Annotated in this window: 16 protein-coding genes; 14 read left to right on the top strand and 2 right to left on the bottom strand. The window is 49.6% G+C overall.

Going from position 1 to position 20,548, the window contains the following annotated elements:
* Positions 1–398: 398 nt before the first annotated feature.
* The 3 genes from AC4MRN_RS00545 (at position 399) to AC4MRN_RS00535 (ending at position 5,266) form a co-directional block, all read left to right on the top strand.
* A complete protein-coding gene (locus AC4MRN_RS00545; RefSeq protein WP_491202191.1) occupies positions 399–3,065 on the top strand; it encodes a TonB-dependent receptor plug domain-containing protein in 2,667 nt (888 codons plus the stop codon).
* A gap of 173 nt (positions 3,066–3,238) precedes the next feature.
* Positions 3,239–4,060 (top strand): sulfite exporter TauE/SafE family protein, encoded by an 822-nt coding sequence (locus tag AC4MRN_RS00540; protein ID WP_073323833.1) that lies wholly within the window; start codon positions 3,239–3,241, stop codon positions 4,058–4,060.
* 30 nt (positions 4,061–4,090) lie between these two features.
* Positions 4,091–5,266, top strand: coding sequence for a pyridoxal phosphate-dependent aminotransferase (locus AC4MRN_RS00535; RefSeq protein ID WP_073323835.1), 1,176 nt, complete (start codon positions 4,091–4,093; stop codon positions 5,264–5,266).
* A gap of 77 nt (positions 5,267–5,343) precedes the next feature.
* On the opposite strand, the gene AC4MRN_RS00530 is transcribed toward AC4MRN_RS00535, so the two are convergent.
* Both AC4MRN_RS00530 and AC4MRN_RS00525 read right to left on the bottom strand, forming a co-directional pair.
* Positions 5,344–6,363, bottom strand: a complete 1,020-nt coding sequence (locus AC4MRN_RS00530; protein ID WP_491202190.1) for a helix-turn-helix domain-containing protein — start codon at positions 6,361–6,363, stop codon at positions 5,344–5,346.
* Positions 6,364–6,404: 41 nt separating this feature from the next.
* Positions 6,405–7,304 carry a GGDEF domain-containing protein gene (locus AC4MRN_RS00525; RefSeq protein ID WP_491202189.1) on the bottom strand — a complete coding sequence of 300 codons (900 nt, stop codon included), beginning with the start codon at positions 7,302–7,304 and terminating at the stop codon, positions 6,405–6,407.
* 324 nt (positions 7,305–7,628) lie between these two features.
* On the opposite strand from AC4MRN_RS00525, the gene AC4MRN_RS00520 reads away from it, so the two are divergent.
* The 11 genes from AC4MRN_RS00520 to AC4MRN_RS00470 all read left to right on the top strand — a co-directional run.
* Positions 7,629–10,322, top strand: coding sequence for a TonB-dependent receptor (locus tag AC4MRN_RS00520; protein ID WP_491202188.1), 2,694 nt, complete (start codon positions 7,629–7,631; stop codon positions 10,320–10,322).
* A 113-nt stretch (positions 10,323–10,435) separates the two neighbouring features.
* Positions 10,436–11,428 carry a purple acid phosphatase family protein gene (locus tag AC4MRN_RS00515; RefSeq protein ID WP_491202187.1) on the top strand — a complete coding sequence of 331 codons (993 nt, stop codon included), beginning with the start codon at positions 10,436–10,438 and terminating at the stop codon, positions 11,426–11,428.
* Positions 11,425–13,308 carry a phytase gene (locus AC4MRN_RS00510; protein ID WP_491202186.1) on the top strand — a complete coding sequence of 628 codons (1,884 nt, stop codon included), beginning with the start codon at positions 11,425–11,427 and terminating at the stop codon, positions 13,306–13,308. The genes AC4MRN_RS00515 and AC4MRN_RS00510 overlap by 4 nt, the downstream gene beginning before the upstream one ends.
* Before the next feature lie 279 nt (positions 13,309–13,587).
* Positions 13,588–13,953: a response regulator gene (locus AC4MRN_RS00505; protein WP_073323847.1), complete on the top strand. Its 366-nt coding sequence runs from the start codon at positions 13,588–13,590 to the stop codon at positions 13,951–13,953.
* Positions 13,950–14,534, top strand: a complete 585-nt coding sequence (locus AC4MRN_RS00500) for a chemotaxis protein CheX (protein WP_073323849.1) — start codon at positions 13,950–13,952, stop codon at positions 14,532–14,534. Before AC4MRN_RS00505 ends, AC4MRN_RS00500 begins: the two co-directional genes overlap by 4 nt.
* A 6-nt stretch (positions 14,535–14,540) precedes the next feature.
* Entirely contained in the window at positions 14,541–15,872 is a 1,332-nt protein-coding gene (locus AC4MRN_RS00495) for an ATP-binding protein (protein ID WP_491202185.1), read from the top strand.
* A 105-nt stretch (positions 15,873–15,977) separates the two neighbouring features.
* On the top strand, positions 15,978–16,514 hold the full coding sequence (locus AC4MRN_RS00490) for a sigma-70 family RNA polymerase sigma factor (RefSeq protein WP_491202184.1): 537 nt from the start codon (positions 15,978–15,980) through the stop codon (positions 16,512–16,514).
* On the top strand, positions 16,511–17,209 hold the full coding sequence (locus tag AC4MRN_RS00485) for an anti-sigma factor (protein WP_491202183.1): 699 nt from the start codon (positions 16,511–16,513) through the stop codon (positions 17,207–17,209). Before AC4MRN_RS00490 ends, AC4MRN_RS00485 begins: the two co-directional genes overlap by 4 nt.
* 204 nt (positions 17,210–17,413) lie before the next feature.
* On the top strand, positions 17,414–18,991 hold the full coding sequence (locus AC4MRN_RS00480; protein ID WP_370241434.1) for a DUF4331 domain-containing protein: 1,578 nt from the start codon (positions 17,414–17,416) through the stop codon (positions 18,989–18,991).
* Between the two features lie 9 nt (positions 18,992–19,000).
* Entirely contained in the window at positions 19,001–19,501 is a 501-nt protein-coding gene (locus AC4MRN_RS00475; RefSeq protein WP_491202182.1) for a cadherin-like domain-containing protein, read from the top strand.
* A gap of 36 nt (positions 19,502–19,537) precedes the next feature.
* Positions 19,538–20,548, top strand: a 1,011-nt coding sequence (locus AC4MRN_RS00470) for a tetratricopeptide repeat protein (protein WP_491202181.1), incomplete at its 3' end; no start/stop codon positions are given.

Below are 20,548 nucleotides of genomic sequence, written 5' to 3'. Positions count from 1 at the left end.
AACATACCAGGCTTTTTCTATTCTAATTCAGCAAGTTACATGCCACCAACTGGTCAGGTTTCGGTGCCTGTTTGTTAAATTATTGTGTTAAATGTATTTATTATAAAATATTTTATTGTACCAACCAGCCTCTAAACCCATGATTTAATTGAGCTTAATTCAGGGCTCAATATTTTAGTTATAACCCTCAACATTCTTTTTTCTTCCGCTCTACCGTGCTCTTTTTTTAGTCTCATTACAGACGATGGCGCGTGTTGTCGTCCTCACTAAGCTCAATAAATGTTTAAGTTTGGTGCTTACGCGTACCATTTTGGGGCAATTTTGGCCATCTGCGTGATTTCACGCTCTGCGCGCATGCACCTAAAAAGATCATAGCGATATGGCAATTTAGGGAACACATGATGAAACTCAATAAATTAAATGCAGCAGTGCTGGCAGGTCTTGCCGGTTACTCGCTATCAATGACAGTAGCTACCTCTGCAATGGCAGAAGAAGCCGCTGAAGAAAATGTTGAAAAAATTGCGGTTGTTGGTGCGCGTGGTGCTCCTCGTTCCGTAACCAGCTCGCCAGTACCGGTAGACGTACTGACCGCCGATGACATTAACGGCGTGGCCTCATCTGATATGAACGACATCATGATGACGTTGGTTCCCTCTTATACTCTGAGCCGTCAGCCAATTTCTGATGGTGGTACTTTCATTCGTCCTGCGTCACTGCGTGGCCTGCCTACAGACAAAACATTGGTGTTGGTAAACGGCAAACGCCGTCACCGTGCTGCATTAGTTCAGATCGGAGGTTCAGGTACCCAGGGTCCTGACCTTGCAACCATTCCTGCAGCTGCATTAGGCAGTGTGGAAGTACTTCGTGACGGTGCTGCTGCACAGTACGGTTCAGATGCTATCGCTGGGGTAATTAACTTCCAGCTGAAAAATAACGCTGAAGGCGGTTCACTGTCTTTAGACGCCGGCCAATATTATGAAGGCGACGGTCAACAATACACAATCAGTGGTAACAAAGGTTTCTCACTGGGTGACGACGGTTTCCTGAGCATCTCTGCAGAAGTTACTGACTCAGAAGCAACATACCGCGGCGAGCAATACTGTGAAAGCTGGTTCTGTGTAGACGATCAGTCTGAGCAGTACGTAGCAGATGCAGAAGCAATGGGGCGTTCAGTTCACGGTACTGACGGTGAAGTACAGCCTTGGGGTCAACCGAACTACAGCGGTGCAAAAGTATTCCTTAACGCGGGCTATGCGCTGTCTGGCGACATGGAACTGTACAGCTTTGCAAACTACTCAGAGAGTGAGGGTGATGGTTCATTCTTCTATCGTTACCCAGGCAACGGTACAATCGAAGACCTGCGTGAAATCGACGGCACAATCTACTCTCCGTTAGAAGAATTCCCAGGTGGTTTCACACCTCGATTCTTTGGTGACATCACAGATTACTCATTTGCTGCTGGCCTAAAAGGCATGACGGGTTCATTGGGTTATGACATCAGTGGTCGTTACGGCTATAACGAGATTTCATACACACTGGCTAACACTATCAACCCATCTATGGGTAGTGCGTCTCCAACTAAATTCCACCCTGGAGACCTGAGCAACGACGAATTGCAATTCCAGGCTGACTTTACGTATGACCTTGCTGAATATGTACTGGCGTTTGGTTTGAGCTACATGGAAGAGTCTTACGAGATCTCTCAGGGCGATGAAGCGTCTTATGCTGTTGGCCCTCACTCAATTCCTGATCCATATGGTCTGTGTTCTCGCGAAGACAACGGTTTTGGACTGGCAACTGATGAGCAAGTTGCTACGGCAATTGCAAATGGGTTGAATTGTGCGAACTACACCTCAGCAACCGATGAGAATGGTAATCCTGTTGATGGTTTCGACGGTATAGATCCTGTATTCACGGCCGTAGGCGTAGGTTCCAACGGTTTCCCAGGTTATTCAGACGAGTTCATTGGCACTTACGAGCGTGACTCTTACGCGGTATACGGTGATATCTCTGGTGATATAACTGACGCATTGTTTGCACAAGCTGCGATCCGTTACGAAGACTACTCTGATTTTGGTTCTGAAGTGGTTTACAAAATTGCGGGTATTTACCAGCTGACTGACGAAGTTGCACTGCGTTCTTCATATGGTACTGGTTTCCGCGCTCCTACTCCTGGTCAGCAAGGTACTACAAACGTTTCTACACGTTTACCAAATGGCTTCCCGGTTGCGACCGGTTTATTCCCGGCGAACAGTGTAGTAGCACAGGCATTAGGAGCTGAGATTCTTAAGCCAGAAACATCAACTAACTTTACCTTTGGTTTAACCGCAGAATTAGACAGCTTAACCCTGACTGTAGACTACTATCACATTCTGCTGGAAGACCGTGTTAACGCGATTTCAACTTTGGATGTTTCCACGACTGTAGTGACAGACCCTGACGCTGATGGATACGGCGCATACCAAAATTATTTGGCGCTTGATGCTGCTGGCGTAGTCGGTGCTAACACTATCGGTGGCGTATTCTTCTTCCAAAACGCGTTTGATACCGTTACTGAAGGCTTGGATGTTGTTGCCACTTACAGCTTGGAGTCTGATATGGGTGACACCATGATCACGGCATCATTTAACTACGGTACCAACGAGTTTGATGGCGACCCAGGTGACTTATTCAATCTGGAAGACCGCTTTGACTTTGAAAACGGCACCCCGAGTACACGCGGTGTAGTTTCTGTTAAACATTCAATGGACGACTTTAGCGTTACCGCCCGTTTGAGTTACTACGGTTCTTACGAGAACTCAAATGGAATCGAGACAAATGAAGCCGGCGAGCCTATCGGTGTAGCACAGATTCAGGAGTTCGATCCTGAGTACATGTTCGATCTGGAAGGTACCTACTTCATCAATGAAACACTGTCAGTGTCTTTGGGTGCGCGTAACCTGTTCGACAACTACCCTGACCCAGGCACCATTGGTGAAACCTGCTGTGGCCGTATCTACCGCTCAGACTCTATTGTTGACTGGCAAGGTGGTTACTACTACATGAAGCTGAACGCATCGTTCTAAAGGTGAGGATCATTTCTGTGATCTAATCCGACTTCGACCAGCCGCAAGGCTGGTCGTCTGTATCATGTCACTCATCGCGATCCACGCGACAAAACGCCCCAAAAATTATACTTTCTACTTTATAAATATTACAAAAAAACGAATTTTTATTTAACAAGTGGAGCACTGTTGTTATGGAGATTGAACTCGTCTGGTTCGTCCTCACTTTGTGCGTTGCGGGCGCAGTCGCAGGCATTACATCCGGCCTTTTTGGTAATGGTGGAGGTTTTGTCGTCGTCCCTGCCCTTCTCGCAGTCTTTCCTTTTTTTACCCCTGCCTCTGACGAGTTAGTGAAAGTTGCTATCGGAACCTCCCTGGCTTCCATCGTAATTTCCAGTGCTCGTTCGGTACTTGCACACAAGAAGCGTGGCGCTGTCGATTTCGACATGCTTAAGTCCTGGTTTATCTGGATTATTCTTGGCGTACTAAGCGGTGTGGCCATTGCCAACCACACCAGCAGTGGTGGATTAACTATCGTATTTGCAGCGGGTGTATTGCTGTATTCGATTTACTTTCTTTTCCCGGATTATGTGGTTCGTCCGGGCATGTCTTTCTCTATGCCAAAAGGCCCGGGGAAAGCCATACTGGCCTTTGTAATTGGTGGATTTTCAGCCTTGCTGGGGATCGGTGGGGGCACCCCTACGGTGATTACTATGGTCATGTGCCGTCGCACAATTCAACAGGCTGTTGCCACTGCAGCGGGCGTTGGTGTGCTAATCGGCCTACCTGGCGCAATTGGATTTTTATTCATGAAGAACGCCAGCCCGGAAGCGATGCCTTTTGGCACCGTTGGGTACATAAACCTACCCGCTCTGATTGCCATCAGCGTGGGTTCCATCATGACGGCGCCCATTGGTGCATCCATGGCGCATAGTTTCAGCGAAAAAATGCTAAAGCGTCTGTTTGGCGTTTACCTGGTAATAGTGTCCGTTGCCATGTTTAGCAAAGCATTATAACCGGCCACACTCAATTAAGAGGAACAACACATGACTTATAACCCATCAAGAAGACTATTTCTGGGCGGTTCATTAGCTGCCTCAGCAGCAGGCGCGGCAGGTATTATTACCCCGGCAGGCCTTGCGTCAGCAAAGACCATGCAAGCGCCTGGTATTATGTATGGCCCAACACCGGGTGTAGCGAAATTGAACGCTAACGAAAACCCTTATGGACCCAGTGATTTAGCGTTAAAAGCCATCGCTGAAGCCAGTAAAGACGGCGGCGCATATTACGCCTACCGTGCCGGTATGTACTTACGAGATATGCTTGCCGAGTCCAATGGACTGAAGCCGGAAAACGTATCGATCACAGCCGGTTCAAGTTTGATTCTGGCCTTTGCCGCCTTTGCCGCCACCAGCAAAGGTAAAATCCTCGGCCCGGATTTGTTCTGGGATACCACCTCAATGGCACCGGTACGCCAGGGTGGACCTGAGATTGTACGTGTCCCGAATACGGCGGCACTGGATATCGATCTGGATGCGCTTTACAACGCGATCACGCCAGAGATCGCCATGGTACACGTATGCAACCCGAATAACCCGACCGGTAAATTACTGGATCCGAAGAAGTTACGTGAGTTCTGCATCAAAGCCTCTAAAAAGACACTGGTACTGGTAGACGAAGCGTATAACGAACTGATCGAAGACGGTCCCAAACACTCTATGATCCCGTTGATCAACGAAGGCCACAATATCATTGTTGCCCGCACCTTCTCTAAAATCTACGGTTTGGCCGGTATGCGCGTTGGTTACATGCTGGGTAGCGAAGAGAATATGGAATTCATCAACAAGTACGGTTTGGGTGGTTACTCCATTAACCAGGCCGGCCTCGCCGCAGCGATTGCCAGCTACAATGACGAAGCATTCAAGTCCTTCTCGCGCGACAAGGTCAAAGAAGGCCGCGACATCATTATGTCAGCAGTCAAAGCTAACGGCTTAACCGCCCTGCCTTCTACTACAAACTTTGTGTTCGTTAACCTGGGTGACGACGGCGATGCCAATGCGTTCCGCAAAGCGATGGAACAACAGGATGTGCTGATCCGCGGCCAGTACCGCACCTATCAGCAATGGTCACGCGTCAGCACCGGCCGCATTGAAGACGTCAAAAAGTATGCTGCCGCCATGCCGAAAGCACTGGAAGACATGTACAAATTAATGAAAGCCTAAGGGCTTTTAATCAGGTCCCTTGGACAGTGCAAGACGACAGGAAGTCAAAGGCCGCATGTATATGCGGCCTTTTTTATTCAGACCTGGCGTAGTTCACTGGGGGTTAGCCCTGTCCAGCGTTTCACCGCTCGCCTGAAATTCGTAATATCACTGAAGGCCATTTTTACCGCGCTTTGCTCATTGTTAAGCTTTTGCACTTGTAAGTAGAAAATCGCTTGCTGCCTGCGAATATTGTCATGTAAATCGCTAAAGCTGGTTTGATGTTCACTCAGTTTACGCTTGAGTGAGGCTGCGCTCATGTTAAGCCTGGCCGCGGCTTCGGGCAGGGTTAGCGACGAATTTCTATGCAACAGAGCACGTACACTGTCGAGCAAGCCTCGGCGACAGTGTATTTGCCGATTGAGCCGATGACGGGCGTAGGCTTGCAAGGTCAGATTAGGTTGTAAACAAGGCACTGACATAGCCTGTTTTTCAATGCGAATTGCAAACACAGGTTGATTAAACCGCAGTCGAAACCCAAGGTTTTCCTCGTATTCCTGAATATGGCGAGGCCTGCCGAAGGGAAAATCAAAATGAAAGGGCAAGCGTTTCCCCGTGCACATTTTCGCCAGTGCAACTAATGCAGCACAATAAGCCTCAACCATGAAGACAAACAATTTCCCACTGCCCATCGCATCCTGTAGGAGATAATAGTAGCAGTCATCATCTTCAAAACGCTGTGCCGATACAAACGGGCTCACCAGTGTCTGAAACACAGGTAAGGCTCTCAGGCACTGGCCAAAATAGCGGGCATGCATAAAGTACGGCAGCGCGTCACTCATAGAACCGGTTATCAATTGCTGCCCAAAACGAAAGGCAACATCATAGCCTTTGGCATATTGGGTCGCGTTAGCGGCGAGTTTTTGAATTTGCCGGCAGCTCAGCGTGCTGTCACCGACTAAATCGTCGGTAAAAATACCGGTGCCACGCAACAATTTGTGCTCAGGCGCACCTCGCGCCACCGCGACCGCCACTAAATTTGCAGCCAGCTGTCGCCCCGGTAACACTTTGTCGTTTACCGTTAGCAGCCGTGTATTCTTGCCGTCAGAACTACGCATCAGCACTTCACTTTTTACTGCGTACTGTTTCCTGCACAGGCTCAGGCCACCTGCCGGGATGTTTCATCTAATTGCCGATTCAGGCCGGACATGAGATCCGCCAACGTGCTGTGTTGACTCAGCCTTGCACAGGCACTGCGAACGGAGTGGAAAATTGCGGTTGTCTGGCCGCCACTTTTGAACGCAACATTGCGAATACTTCGCTCCAACTGTTCCGCCAGTTCTCGGGCCTCGGGCACACCGGTATCCGGTAGCAGAATCACAAAACGGTCCCCGGCGTAGCGACAGGCCAAGTCTACTGCGCGCAGATTCATAACAATTAATTGCGAAATCTCACGTAAGAAACGATCGCCTTCCTGGTGACCGTAGCGCAGGTTAAATTCAGAAAAATCATTGATGTCTAACACAATCACCGACGCGTCGACACCTTGCTCCTGAAGCGTACTGGCGCGATCTCGCCAGTAATCTGCGCGATACAGCTGCGTGATCACATCGATTTGTTCATGACTGCGATACCAAAGCTCGCGACGTTGTAACTGACGATTCAGCGCCAGTTGCTCCTGATGCCACAGGTATAACGCGTAGCTCATTACCACCATGCCGACTGCCGCAGGAATCGACTCTACCAGGCTCAACCAGGTTGCCGCATTGCTATAATGGGTGAACTCATCAATCACATCCAGCAGGGCAGAAAAGCTAAACAGGGTTAATCCAACCACCAGCAAAGTGGTCACCTGCCCCGGCGGGCGGCTAATCATAACCGCAAAAATCCAGCACAATGTCAGCAGGCACACGCTGCCTTCGCCCACGACATCGAGCCATTCAATGCTGGTCATGGGTTTTAACTCACCGTGCAAGGTACACAAGGTCATGGCAAGGGTCAGTATCACTACAACAAATGCCAGCAAGCCCTGATGTCGAAACAATAAACTGAAGTTCATTCGTAAGTCCTACTTTCTGCAGCAACCAAAAATTACGTACCACAGCGTATATTGAATTGCATAAATCATAGGGGTCATTCTGGCTCACGAATGTGACACTACTGTGATAACTCCCGCGGAAAAAATCAGAAAATTGCTTGTTAAGCATTTAGAATCAATGAGTTATGAGGGGGTCATTTGGGCTCAACATTTGTGGGCAAAGCACCTAAAAGGTGCTTTTTGGCGCCGTTGTCGCAAAAACGTCATGATGTGTTTCACAGAACTGTCATTTTTCATTCCTACCTTAGCCGCAACGCTTACAACACTTCTTCGATGAGAACACACATGACTATGAAAATTTCACAGGTAGCCGTTGCGGTAGGCACCATTGTTGCCGCATCCTCAGCCGTGGCGGCTGACAATGCAGGCCTTATAGGTCAGTTGACCAATGCCCAGCAAGACCGCGTGTTTGCCGGCGCAAAAATCGAAATCAAAGAACTCGACAAAGTCACATTTTCCCGTCGTGACGGCACGTTTCGTTTTACTAACCTGCCCGCGGGCGACTACACACTGGTCGTAACCTATCTGGGCGCTAAGCCCGTTAGCCAGACTGTGTCTCTCGTTGCCGGTGAAAACATGACACCGGTGATCACACTGGAAGCCAAAGACGATGCATTGGAAGAGGTCATGGTGCGCGGACAGCGCAGCGGTCAGGCAAATGCAATTAACCAACAACGTATGGCCGACAACATCAAATCGATTGTGTCAGCTGATGCCATTGGCCAGTTTCCGGACCAGAACGCAGCAGAGTCATTACAGCGTTTGCCAGGCCTTTCGATAGAACGCGATCAGGGCGAAGGCCGCTTTGTTGGCATCCGTGGTATCGACCCTAATCTGAACAACGTCACCATCAACGGCCTGAATATTCCGTCTCCGGAAGCCGGTGTGCGTTCAGTAGCACTGGATGTTATTCCGTCGGAACTTATTCAAACACTGGAAGTGTCCAAGTCTGTTACGTCTGATATGGACGCCGATGCCATTGGTGGTGCTATTGAAGTAAAAAGTGTGAGCGCGTTTGACCGCAAAGGCCAGACTGCCACACTCAGTGCGCAGGTCAGTCAGAATCAGCTGCGTGACGAATTAAGCCCCAAAGCATCAGCCACCTACACCAACCTGTGGGATGACACGTTTGGTATTGCTGCCGCGCTAAGTTACTTCGAACGTGACTTCGGTTCGGACAATATCGAATCCAATGCCGATGACGAGATAGAACAACGCCATTACACCATTACCCGGGAACGGTTAGGTGCGGCGGTAAACCTGGACTATCGACCAGATTTTAATAACCAGTACTACCTGCGCACCCTTTACAGCGAGTTTTCTGACGCCGAGTACCGCCAGCGCAATACGTTTGTACTGGATGGTGAAGATTCGGAAGTCGAGCGCGAATCCAAAGATCGTTATGAATCGCAATCTATCTTTACTGCGGCGCTGGGCGGAGAACACACTCGCGGCGAATGGCTGTTTGATTATCAGTTGGGCTATGCGAAGTCTGACGAAGATGAACCCGATGCGTTGTATTACGTGATGGTTACTGAAAACGACAGCATAGAAGGCGATATGATGCGTCGCATTCCCTCCCTGACCTATAACGCCGATGTCGACGACCTGAGTACTTATGAGCTCGACGAAATTAGCTTTGAAGATAACTACACCGAAGACACAGAAAACAGTATTCAGGCAAACATTACCCGCTCTTTTGCCAATGACCCTTACCTGAGTGAGCTGAAAGCCGGTTTTAAAGTGCGCCAACGCAGCAAAAAGGTCGACAGCAACATTTACATTTTCGACGGTGATTTTGATGGCGTAGACCCCTCTCAGTTCGCTGCCACTCAGCCCGATTGGGGATTGGGCAACTTCGGGCCGGGATTAAACCGGTCGGCACTACGCAGCGACTTTAAACAAAATCGCGGCTCACTGGAATTGGCAGAACTGGACTCTGAACTCGAGTCGAACGGCGCGTCATACAACACCAACGAAGATATTTTTGCAGCGTACTTTATGGGTACCTTTGATATCGAACAATGGCACATTGTTGCCGGTGTCCGCTATGAAAATACCGACTTCGATACCTCTGGTATGCGTGTTGAACTGGTAGAAGACGAGCAAAACGACGTAGAAGAAGTCGTTAATACGCCGTGGCAGGCAGACCGCTCATACGACTACTTCTTACCCAGCGTAAATGCCAAGTATACCTTTTCGGATCAATTGATTCTAAGGGCCGCATTTACCCAGACTATTTCTCGCCCCCGCTTTGAAGAGTCCGCCGCCTACCAGATTATCGAAAGCAAGACGGAAGAGGACGATGGCGAATTTGTTACCGAGCGCGAAGCGGAAGTGGGCAACCCTGCTTTGCTGCCTTATGAAGCCACAAACTATGATCTGTCTCTGGAATACTACCCGGGCGACATTGGGGCCCTGTCCGCCGGGTTATTTTATAAGAAAATCGATAACTTCGTGATTTACGCCGACGTTGCCGGTACCAGTGACTGGGAAGGCTATGACGAAGTCATTCAGCCGGTCAACGGTGAAAGCGCCGACTTGTTAGGCCTGGAATTGTCGTGGGTGAAAGCCTTCGACAACGGCTTATTGCTCTCAGCTAACGGCACTTTCTCAAATTCAAATGCCACTACGTTACTCGACGGCGAGCGCTACAAAACCAGCTTGCCTAACCAGTCTGATACCGTGGGCAACCTGACAGTTGGCTACGAAGCCAATCAATTCAGCCTGCGACTCACCATGGCTTACAAGAGTAAGAACCTCGAAGAAATCGACGGTGACATGATTCGCATGGAAGACGCCCACCAGCAGTTTGATTTTACCGGCAAATACTTCGTTAACGATGACGTTACCGTGTACTTCAACGCAATTAATATCAATGACGAGCCTTACTACCATTACTTCGATCAGCGCAATCAAAACGCGCAGTATGAAGAATATGGTCGCACGTTCGAACTGGGCTTCAACTGGCAGCTATAAGCCAGAAAATAGCGCGGGCGCACAAGGACCAGCGCGCCCGTTCTAATTTTAGTAACACAGACTGCGTTTGCGGCCAGCGGCTAACAAACGCATAGCAATACCTAAGGTACACAATGAAAATACGGGTTTTATGGGGCATCGCGTGTCTTGCGCTGCATGCTAACTCGCTGGCTGGCGACGTTTATACCGACGACTATTACCAGCAGCACGTCATTGCTACGACGCACACTGACACGCTGGATAAAAGCTGGAACTGGCTTGTGCTGGGCGATTGGGGCCGCAATGGCCATTTCGCACAGCGCAGTGTGGCACAATGGATGGATATCGCAGCCAGGCAATTTGACGTCGATATGATTGTGTCGACAGGGGATAATTTTTACGACAACGGTATCGCATCGGTAGACGATCCCTACTGGCAGACCTCGTTCGAGAATGTCTATCACGGCCCTCATTTATTCAGTAACTGGTACGTTGTGCTGGGAAACCACGATTACCGGGGCAACTGGCAGGCACAAATCGATTACAGCGCCAAAAGTCGACGCTGGAACATGCCCGCTCAATATTACAGCGTCTTGAAAACACTGGACGATGGCGCCACCGTCCATTTGCTCTTTCTGGACACCAGCCCACTGAACCCGGACTACCAGCAGGAAGCTAAATACGCAGAGACACAAAAACAGGATGCGAAAGCGCAGCTTAAGTGGCTGACGCAGCAACTGGCCGAGCACCAGGACGCAACCTGGACATTTGTAATAGGTCACCATCCGCTGTATTCCAGCGGCAAACGTTACGGGAAAAATAAAGCAATTCGCAACGTACTGGAACCGCTGTTAGAGCAGTATCAGGTAGATGCGTATTTTGCCGGACACGAACATGATCTTCAGCACAACCAGCCTGTCGGAAAGCACATGGCGCACTTTGTATCTGGCGCGGGTTCCGAAATTCGTCCGACCGGCCAACGTGAATTCACCCGATTTGCCGCTTCCACAGCAGGCTTTGCTGCGGTAAGCGTAAATGCCCGGGAAACACTGATTCAATTTATTAATGATCAAGGCGACGTGATTTACAGTCATTCACTTCAGCCACACAAGGAAGCCGCCCAATGAAATTTGCCGCTTTAACCCTAAGCCTGAGTCTGGGGTTGCTGTTAACCGGCTGCTCGGGAACAGCATCCACGCAAGCACACACAGGACCTGCGACGCCTATTGAACTTAACGAAATCCAGATAAAAGGTGAACACTTACTACCGGTTGCAAACGACACTTTATCGGGCTGGTTGGTTGTTAGTGAGCACACTGGATTACACTGGCTGTCACCGAATTACAAAACACTCAGTCACTGGCAGGGCCACTTTAGTCAGGCCGATTGGCGTTGGCTGGACGCCCAGACATTGGTGATCACCACGCTGGACAACAATACCAGCGCTATGCAGGTGTTCACGCTGGATACAACATCAGGCGAGTTTAACTCGCGATTGCTTGCGCATGCCGACCTTGCAGATCGCGAAACCGTTTGCCTGCAAAAATCACAGGATGATTTGTTTGTATTTAGCACCGATGCCCGCGGTTTACTGACACATTCGCTGTTACTGCCCGGACAAGAGGATTGGCAAATAACGGATATACGCACCCTGATGGTAGGCCCTAATATTTCTTCTTGCAGTGTTGCCGATGCATCAGGCACGCTCTATTTAGCAGAAGAGGAAATCGGCATATGGCAATACGCCGCCGAGCCAGAAGGGGAAAATACCCGACAGTTAGACTATTTTGCCAATGCACCGGAAATCGAATCCGTATCAGCTCTGAGTGAAGAGGTGTATTTTACCGTAGCGACCAATGAAGCCCGCATTCATATGCGTGGTTCGGAGAATACAAGCTGGCAGCTCGACGATACGTTCGAACTCAAAAGCATCAGTGTTGCCGCGACCTCACAGGGCCTGCAAGCCGGTATTTATGACGAAGCCAGTCACACCTTGTTTGCCGTTAAATTACCGGGACCAGGGTTAAAAAAGGCACCTGAGAAACAAAGTGTCATGCTCACCGCCGACGCACAAACCGTCCCGGTAAACCGGTATGGTGATGCCGCCGACGATCCGGCTTTCTGGATAAACCCACACTCCCCCTCAGACAGCCTCATTCTGGGAACAGACAAAAAATTTGGCCTCAATGTCTATGCGCTGGATGGCAGTCTGCGTCAAACCCTGCCAGTAGGACGAGTGAACAATGTGGATGTGCGCCAGGCTATTCAAACTGCACAAGGCAGTATTGATATAGCCGTAGCAAGCAACCGCTCATCACAATCTCTGTCGGTATTCAGTATAGACAATCAAGGTACCGTCGCATTGCTGGACAACGTGCCCACAGATCTGTCGGATGTGTATGGGCTGTGTACCGGTTTAATCAACGCTCAATTACACGTGGTGGTGAATAACACCGATGGGCGTTTTCAGCACTACGCGCTAACCATTAAAGACACGACGGTAAGTGCTCAGCGCCTGAACGAATTCACCCTGCCCAGCCAGCCTGAAGGCTGTGTTATTGACGATAACACTGGCACACTTTATTACGGTGAAGAATCGACCGGCGTTTGGAAGCGTTCGCTGATAACGGATGCCTCTGCCCCCACGTTGATTGCGGCAGTAAATGAGCAGGTACACGCAGATATTGAAGGCATGGATATTTACCGCCACGAGCAGCAGCGCTATCTGATAGTATCCAGCCAGGGGAACAGCCGTTTCGCTGTTTATGCGCTGGACGATAACCAACGCCTGCTCGGCACATTTGGTGTCGCTATGAACCCGCTTGCAGGTATCGACGGCGTCTCGGAAACCGACGGACTCGCAGCTACGTCTCATAATTTGGGGCCGCAATACCCGAACGGATTGTTAGTGGTGCAGGACGGGCGCAATGTCATGCCGGCAGCGCCACAAAACTTCAAAATTATTGACGGCAATAAAATCGCGCGGTTCATTCAACAACGTCGTTAACTGCGCTTCAACCAGAGCCCTGGACCGGATAGCCCGGGGCTCCCCGAGACTTCCTTCCTCCGCACGATTATCACTTTGCATACTTGTGTATTCAGATTTATACATAACACACGCTTAAATACCATAAGATTACCAATAGTCACATTTGTCACATAAAGCAATGAAGAACATCCGACGAGTTACACTAAAGCAGTAATTTTTAACAATTACGCGAAGATAACTTGCAGGATTACGAAAATGACAAATACTTAGGTTAACGAAAAAGCCCCGGAGTGCTGCATGAGTTTATCGGTACTGGTAGCGGATGATTCCAAGCTATCTCGGCGTAGTGTAATACGCGCGTTGCCGCCAGAATTGGAAGTCACCATTGAAGAAGCCACTAATGGCAAAGAAGCCATCGACAAGCTGTCGGTGCAGCCATTTCAACTATTGCTGCTTGATTTAACCATGCCCGAAGTCGATGGCGTGGGTGTGCTCGAATATTTATCTAATCAGTCCAGCTCGCCCAGCGTAATTGTGATTAGCGCTGACTTTCAACCGGAAAAACAACGAATTGTGATGTCCCTCGGGGCAAAGAAGTTCCTTCGTAAGCCACTCGACAAAGAAGAGTTGGCGATGACGCTTTTCGAGTTGGGTTACCTATGAACGATGCTATTGCTTTCACTGAAGACCAGCGAGACGCCCTGCAAGAGCTCATGAACATTTCAATGGGTCAGGCTGCCAATAGTCTTGCGCATTTAATCGAAACAAAGATAGGTATATCTATACCTAACATTACCGCCGTTACGCCAGAACAATTGTTCGAGATGGTGAGGCATAATCAAGAGGCTCATTACACCCGCCAGTCGTTTATGGGCGATATTCATGGCGAGGTCATGTCCATTTTGTCGCAATCTGGTTTGGCTGAGGTGGCAGAACTCATGGAGTACGAGCAACCACTGTCCGACGCCGATATAAAAGAGACCATTCTGGAACTGTGTAATATTCTGGCTGGTGCCTGTTTGTCGGGGTTGTCTGAACAACTCGAGCTGACCACCAATTTGCAAATGCCTACCTTGTTTCAGCCTGAGAAGCATGATTTTAATCAGCTGGGCTGGCAACACAGTCTGGTAATGGAGGTCAAATTTGATATCCAGATCTCTTCGTTTACCATGCGGGTTGTATTTTGCCTGGACGACGCATCACTGCATAAACTCACCTCGACGATTGATGAGTTACTGGGCTAGCGGGAAATGGATAACCCCCTACTCAACAAACTCCCGATTGGGATTTGTTTAGTCAACCAGGATTATATCATTACGCATTTGAATGCGTTCTTTCTTGATCGCATGGCATCAGAACTGCGCGACGAAGCCATTGGAAAACCTATCGGTGACGTGTTTCCAGAGCAGATAAAGTTTTTGAAACGGCGTATTAAGTCGGTATTTGTGTTGAAACACCCCAGTTTTAGCTACTGGGAACAACGACCGCATATCTTCCCGTTTAAAAGTAGCCGACCGATTACCGGCGAAGAAACACAGATGGTACAAAACATGGAAATTGTGCCACACAAAGACCCCGACACCGGCCAGCTCTGTGCTTGTATCCTGATCCAGGATGTCACTGCACAGGCGAGTTACTTTAAGGCGCAGGCGCAGTTGGCCGAGGAGTTAAAGGCCGAGCACGAAGCGCAACGCAAACTGATCCGCAAACTGGACCGCGCACAGGCACAACTGATTCAGGCTGAAAAAATGGCATCGACCGGTCAGTTAGCCGCCGGTATAGCCCACGAAATCAATAACCCTATGGGGTTTATTACCGCCAATCTGAATACCCTTGAACAGTATGCAAAACACCTGCTCGACGCCTGCCAGGCCAGCCGGGACCTGGTGGAAATACACAGTGATACCGAACTGCAGCAACAATTTAATCAGATTATTCAATCCAACCACGTCGATTTAGTCAGCGAAGACATCGCCCCGCTTATCGAAGAGTCGAAAGACGGACTCAAACGGGTGCGTGAGATTGTTTCCACACTGCGCTCTTTTGCGGAAGATACACAAACCGGCTGGGGTTTACTGAATCTCGATGAAACCGCCAACCAACTGGTGCAACTCATTGGCGTGCAATACAAAGCGCCGACTTACAAAGTGAAATGCGAACCGCCAAACCTGAAGTGGTATTGTGAATCAGCCAGTCTGAAACAAGCCCTGACCAACGTACTCATGAATGCCGCCCAGTCTATCACCGACAAAGGGTTGGTTATGTTATCTATTCAGCAGCGCGGCGCCATGCTGCATATAAAAATCCTCGACACGGGTTGCGGTATCAATGAGAAACACCTTGGGCGCATTTTTGAACCCTTCTTCACAACCCGCCCGGAAGGCCAGGGTCAGGGGCTCGGTTTGTCTGTAGCCTACACAGCCATTGAAAATCACAAGGGCAAAATGGTAGCCAACAGCAAGCCCGGCAAAGGTACCGTCATCGAAATATTGCTGCCAGCCTTGTCCGAGAAACAGGCAGAACCGCAGGATGACGAAAATTCTTCATTAGCTGCATCCACTCAGCAACCCGAATCGTTATAACTATGTGCAAAGTGATTTACCAGTGCGACACGCTTACATGCTGCCTTGGTCATTTTACACATCGATAAAAACAGAACATTAACGCAAGAACCCATTGAGGCTGTTATGGAGCAAGAAACCCTGTTCCCGCTGTTACGCGGAACAGCTCAGGGGAACCGAGAGGATTTCGCTGAGCTATATAAAGTTGCCAGTCCACAGGTATTTGCTGTTGTGCTCAAGCTACTTAAACACAAAGAGCTTGCAGAAGAAGCAACACAGGATGCCTTTATTAAAGTGTGGCACAACGCAGCAAATTACCAGAGAGCAAGAGGCACTGTGCTTACCTGGATTATTAGTATTGCCCGCTACCGCGCGCTCGACATGCTGCGCTATCAGCGCGTAAGAAAGACTGAAGATACCGAGCCCGATAGTATGCCTACTGACGACGAAAGCAATTTCGAGTTGGAGGCGAAACTTTCTCACCCAAAGCTTGAGAGCTGCCTCGACGAACTGGATGCTCAACAGCGGCAAGCCATTCACCTGGCTTACTTTAATGGACTATCCCACCTTGAAGTTGTTCAACATTTGTCTTCACCACTTGGCACCATTAAAAGCTGGATCCGCCGTGGTTTGGTGAGCTTACAGAGGTGTTTGTCATTATGAATTATGCCAAAGAGACACTGTGTAATGCGTTGGCGGCGGAGTACGTTCTGGGTACCTTGAAAGGCAAAGCCCGCCAACGCTACGAAACCCTGATGATGGAAAATCAAACCATCCGCGAAACCACCTGGCTGTGGGAGCAACACCTCAACGGCTTGGGCGAGGGTCTGAAGCCTGTGCAGCCGCCCCCTTCGGTATGGAATAACATTCAGCAAAAATTAGGCTGGGTAGCGCAAGCTGACAATGTCGTTACACTCAAGCCTGAGAAGTCCAACAGCAAGCGTTGGCAGGTTCTGGCAGGACTAAGTACGGCGGCGGTACTTCTGATTGTGCTGTTAATGCCATTAACTCAGCCGACCGTAGAGCCAAACATATCCAGTGTAGCCGTAGTCACCGATCAGGCGCATCAACCCTTGTGGCTCATTGAGCTGTCTGACAACCATATCTTTACGCGTGCAACCAGTAATCTGGTGGCACAACAAAATAAAGATTATGAGTTATGGATGGTGCCGGATGATGGCAGCGCCCCGGTTTCACTTGGCCTGTTACCTAAAACGGGTGACGTACAGTTGGTCAGACCGTCACAACTCACTCTGGCCGGCGTTTCTGCCCTTGCAGTAAGCCTTGAGCCACTCGGCGGCTCACCGTCAGGCTCTCCCACCGAAGTGTTGTACATTTCACCACTTACCAAAGTGTAATTTCGTGTGAGCTCTCAGCATTGAGAGCTCATCATTTCCACTCGACTATTGTTTTATTTGCCCTCTTAAAAAAATTACCATTTTTTTAACATTTTCTGCATCCACATCGAATCCCTCAGTCGTACGGCTAAATAAGAGAAGCTGAAAACGCCTTCAACTTCTTATTGGAACTCACGACAACACACACCCAAATGGGGATTTGATATGAATAAAATACGTTTGCCAATCTTACTAAGCAGTCTTGCAATTACCACACTTGCAAATGCTTCCAGCCACCGCGAGGCACCTAATATTGCCCGCTCGCCGGCGCTGGACAGTACCGACTTTTACGCGTTTAACAGCTACGAAGAGGGTCGCGATGGGTTTGTTACCCTGATTGCGAATTATATTCCTCTGCAAGATGCCTATGGCGGCCCTAACTACTTCGCTATGGATCCGGCTGCGGTTTACGCCATTCACATCGACAACGACGGCGATGCAATGGAAGACCTTACCTTTACCTGGCAGTTTACGTCTAACCTGGCGGCAAACAATGAAGGTATCGCGCTAAATATCGGCCCTGCAGACAATCAACGAGCAGTGAAGGTCCCGCTGAAAAACATCGGTCCAATCAGCGCTGATGACATGAGTGCGGCGAATTTTTCAGAGTCTTATACCTTTGCCATGATCGAAGGCGGTATGCGCGATGGCACTAAAACTATGCTCAGTGCTGAAGGCAGCATGGGCTTTGCCAAGCCGCTGGACTACATCGGGAATAAAACCTTTAGCTCTGCCGCGGAATATGCACGTTATGCAGACCAGTTTGTATATAACGTATCTGTGCCTAACTGTGAGATGCCAGCGCGAGTATTCGTCGGTCAGCGCAAAGACCCGTTTGTGGTCAACCTTGGAAAAACCTTCGACTTGGTTAACTACGTACCAGTAGAAGGTGACAGTGCACCAGGTGCTAACGATGCTGGTGGGTTCCCGGGCGGCATTACACAAGATGACAGCAATGACGATCTTGCAGACAAAAACGTTACCAGCATTGCATTGGAAATCCACGCTAGCTGCATCACTGGTGACGGCAACGGCACTATTGGCACCTGGACGACAGCCAGTTTGCCGCAAGGCCGCGTATTAAACCCGAATGCCACGTTTAGCAAGCCAGATGTGCAACAAGGCCCGCTAACGCAGGTATCAAGACTGGGGAATCCGTTGGTAAACGAACTGGTAATCGGTATTGGTGACAAAGACCGTTTCTCTACTGCGCATCCCAAAGACGATGGTCAGTTTGCGGATTACGTAACACACCCAGCGTTACCGGAACTACTCAATATCCTGTTTAAAGATGCGGTTAACACTACCCTGGGCGCCAATTTGGACACGCTGGCTCCAACTAATATTCCTCGTATGGATTTGGTTACCGCGTTCCTGACCGGCTTCCCGGGCGTGAATCAGTTAGCCACCGTAACACCTTCAGAAATGCTGCGATTAAACACCGGTATTCCGGCGACGCCGGCAGATCAACAATCATGGGCAGGCGTAGCCGGTGACGACCTTGCAGGGTTCCCCAACGGCCGTCGCCCTGGTGATGACGTTGTTGATATTGCGCTTCGTGTCGTTATGGGCCGCTTGTGCTACCCGATCCCGGTTAACGGTACTGATACAGATCTGGGACTCTGTACGCCTGATGACGCCAACGTAGGTACAGTGCCATTTACCGACGGTGCGCCACTGGATGCGTCAATGATGGACAGCACCTTCCCTTATCTCGCTACGCCGCTGCCAGGTTCAGAATAGGAGAGCACAATGAAAAGACTATCTTTATTGTCTCTTGCTGTAGTGGTGAGTCTTACTGGCTGCTTTGATTCGTCTGATGACGATAACACTTCACAGAATACTAACCGGGCTCCTGAAGCTGACTCACGGGCACTGACAACGCAAACCGAAGTGGCCATTACTGACCAGCTTAATGCGACCGACGCTGACGGCGACTCACTGACTTATGCGGTTTCCACGGGTCCTATGTTTGGTACCTTGAGCTTGTCATCAGGCGGTGCGTTTACCTATACCCCTAATAGTGAGTACACCGGCGCAGACAGCTTCAGTTACACAGTGTCTGATGGCACCGCCTTTGCGGTAACCGGGTTTATAGACATTACGGTTGAAGCACTGGAGGTGTCTTTCAACGACACCGTAAGAACGGTGTTTACCCTCGACGCTAACGCCGAACCTGTTAGCGTGAACGGACGGGAATACATCGAAGATGCCAATTCACCGGGTAACTTTGACGATCTGTTAGACAATTAACCAACCGGCCAGGGACGGCTTCCTCAGGATGCAGCTATGAAAAGAAAATCACTATTTCACATTCCTATTCTGGGCTCAATTACCGCAGTTTGCATGACGGTAATCGCAATGTTGATTCTCGAAATTAACACCGCGTTTGCTCACGTACACGGGCATGACGATCACAGCACGATTCAAACTACTTTCAGTCCCCGTCAAATTGAGCGCTTGCTGGCAAACAGTACCAGACCGGACTTTGATGCTCGTTGGTTAACGCCAGTCCTGAATTACTTTGAACACACTGCCATGGAGACCGACCTCACTTCAAGGCAGCGTATGTTTTACGCCAGACTACTTCAGCATGAACACCGATTCGACGAAGCGCAATTACAGCTTGAGATGTTGCTGGAGATGAACCCACTCAATACTCAGGCTCGACTGCTACTGGCTAACGTCGCACTGAATCAGGGACAGGCTGATGAGGCAATTTTGCTTTGCGAGCGCCTGATAGGACAAACTGACTTACTGGTCGCTACAACATGCCTGATGGAAGCGCGCATGCAGCAAAAACCCTCTGAAATACACTATGCGCAACTGCAAAAAGTCACACGCTTCAGTGAAAGGGCCCCTGTGCAGGTGCAAACCTGGATCAACGAAGTGTTGGCCGATATGGCGTTGTACACTGACAACCCCGAAGAAGCAATTGCCTATTGTGAGAGGACTGAGCGCAGTGACTGGCCAGTGAGTACCTGGGTTGCCTGGTCGAAAGCCAAACTTCAAATGAATCAAGGCCGGGAAATTCTGACACACCTGGCACCACTCATCGACAAAACTGCGGTTCCCAATGACAGTATGTTGCTTTACCTGGCGCTCGCAGAACAGCAGGTTGGCGGCGAGCATAAATGGATAAAACAGATGGCTCAGCGGGTACAACTTAGAGAAATGAATCAGGACACCTCGCATGCCGCCGAAGTCGCGCTCTATTATTTGCATTTAGCCAATGAGCCAGCTCAGGCACTCACCTGGGCAACCATAAACTGGGATAACGCCAAGTCGCTTAACGACCAG

The sequence above is a fragment of the Marisediminitalea sp. genome (genome assembly GCF_984433645.1).
This window is presented reverse-complemented; position numbering and strand designations above follow the sequence as displayed.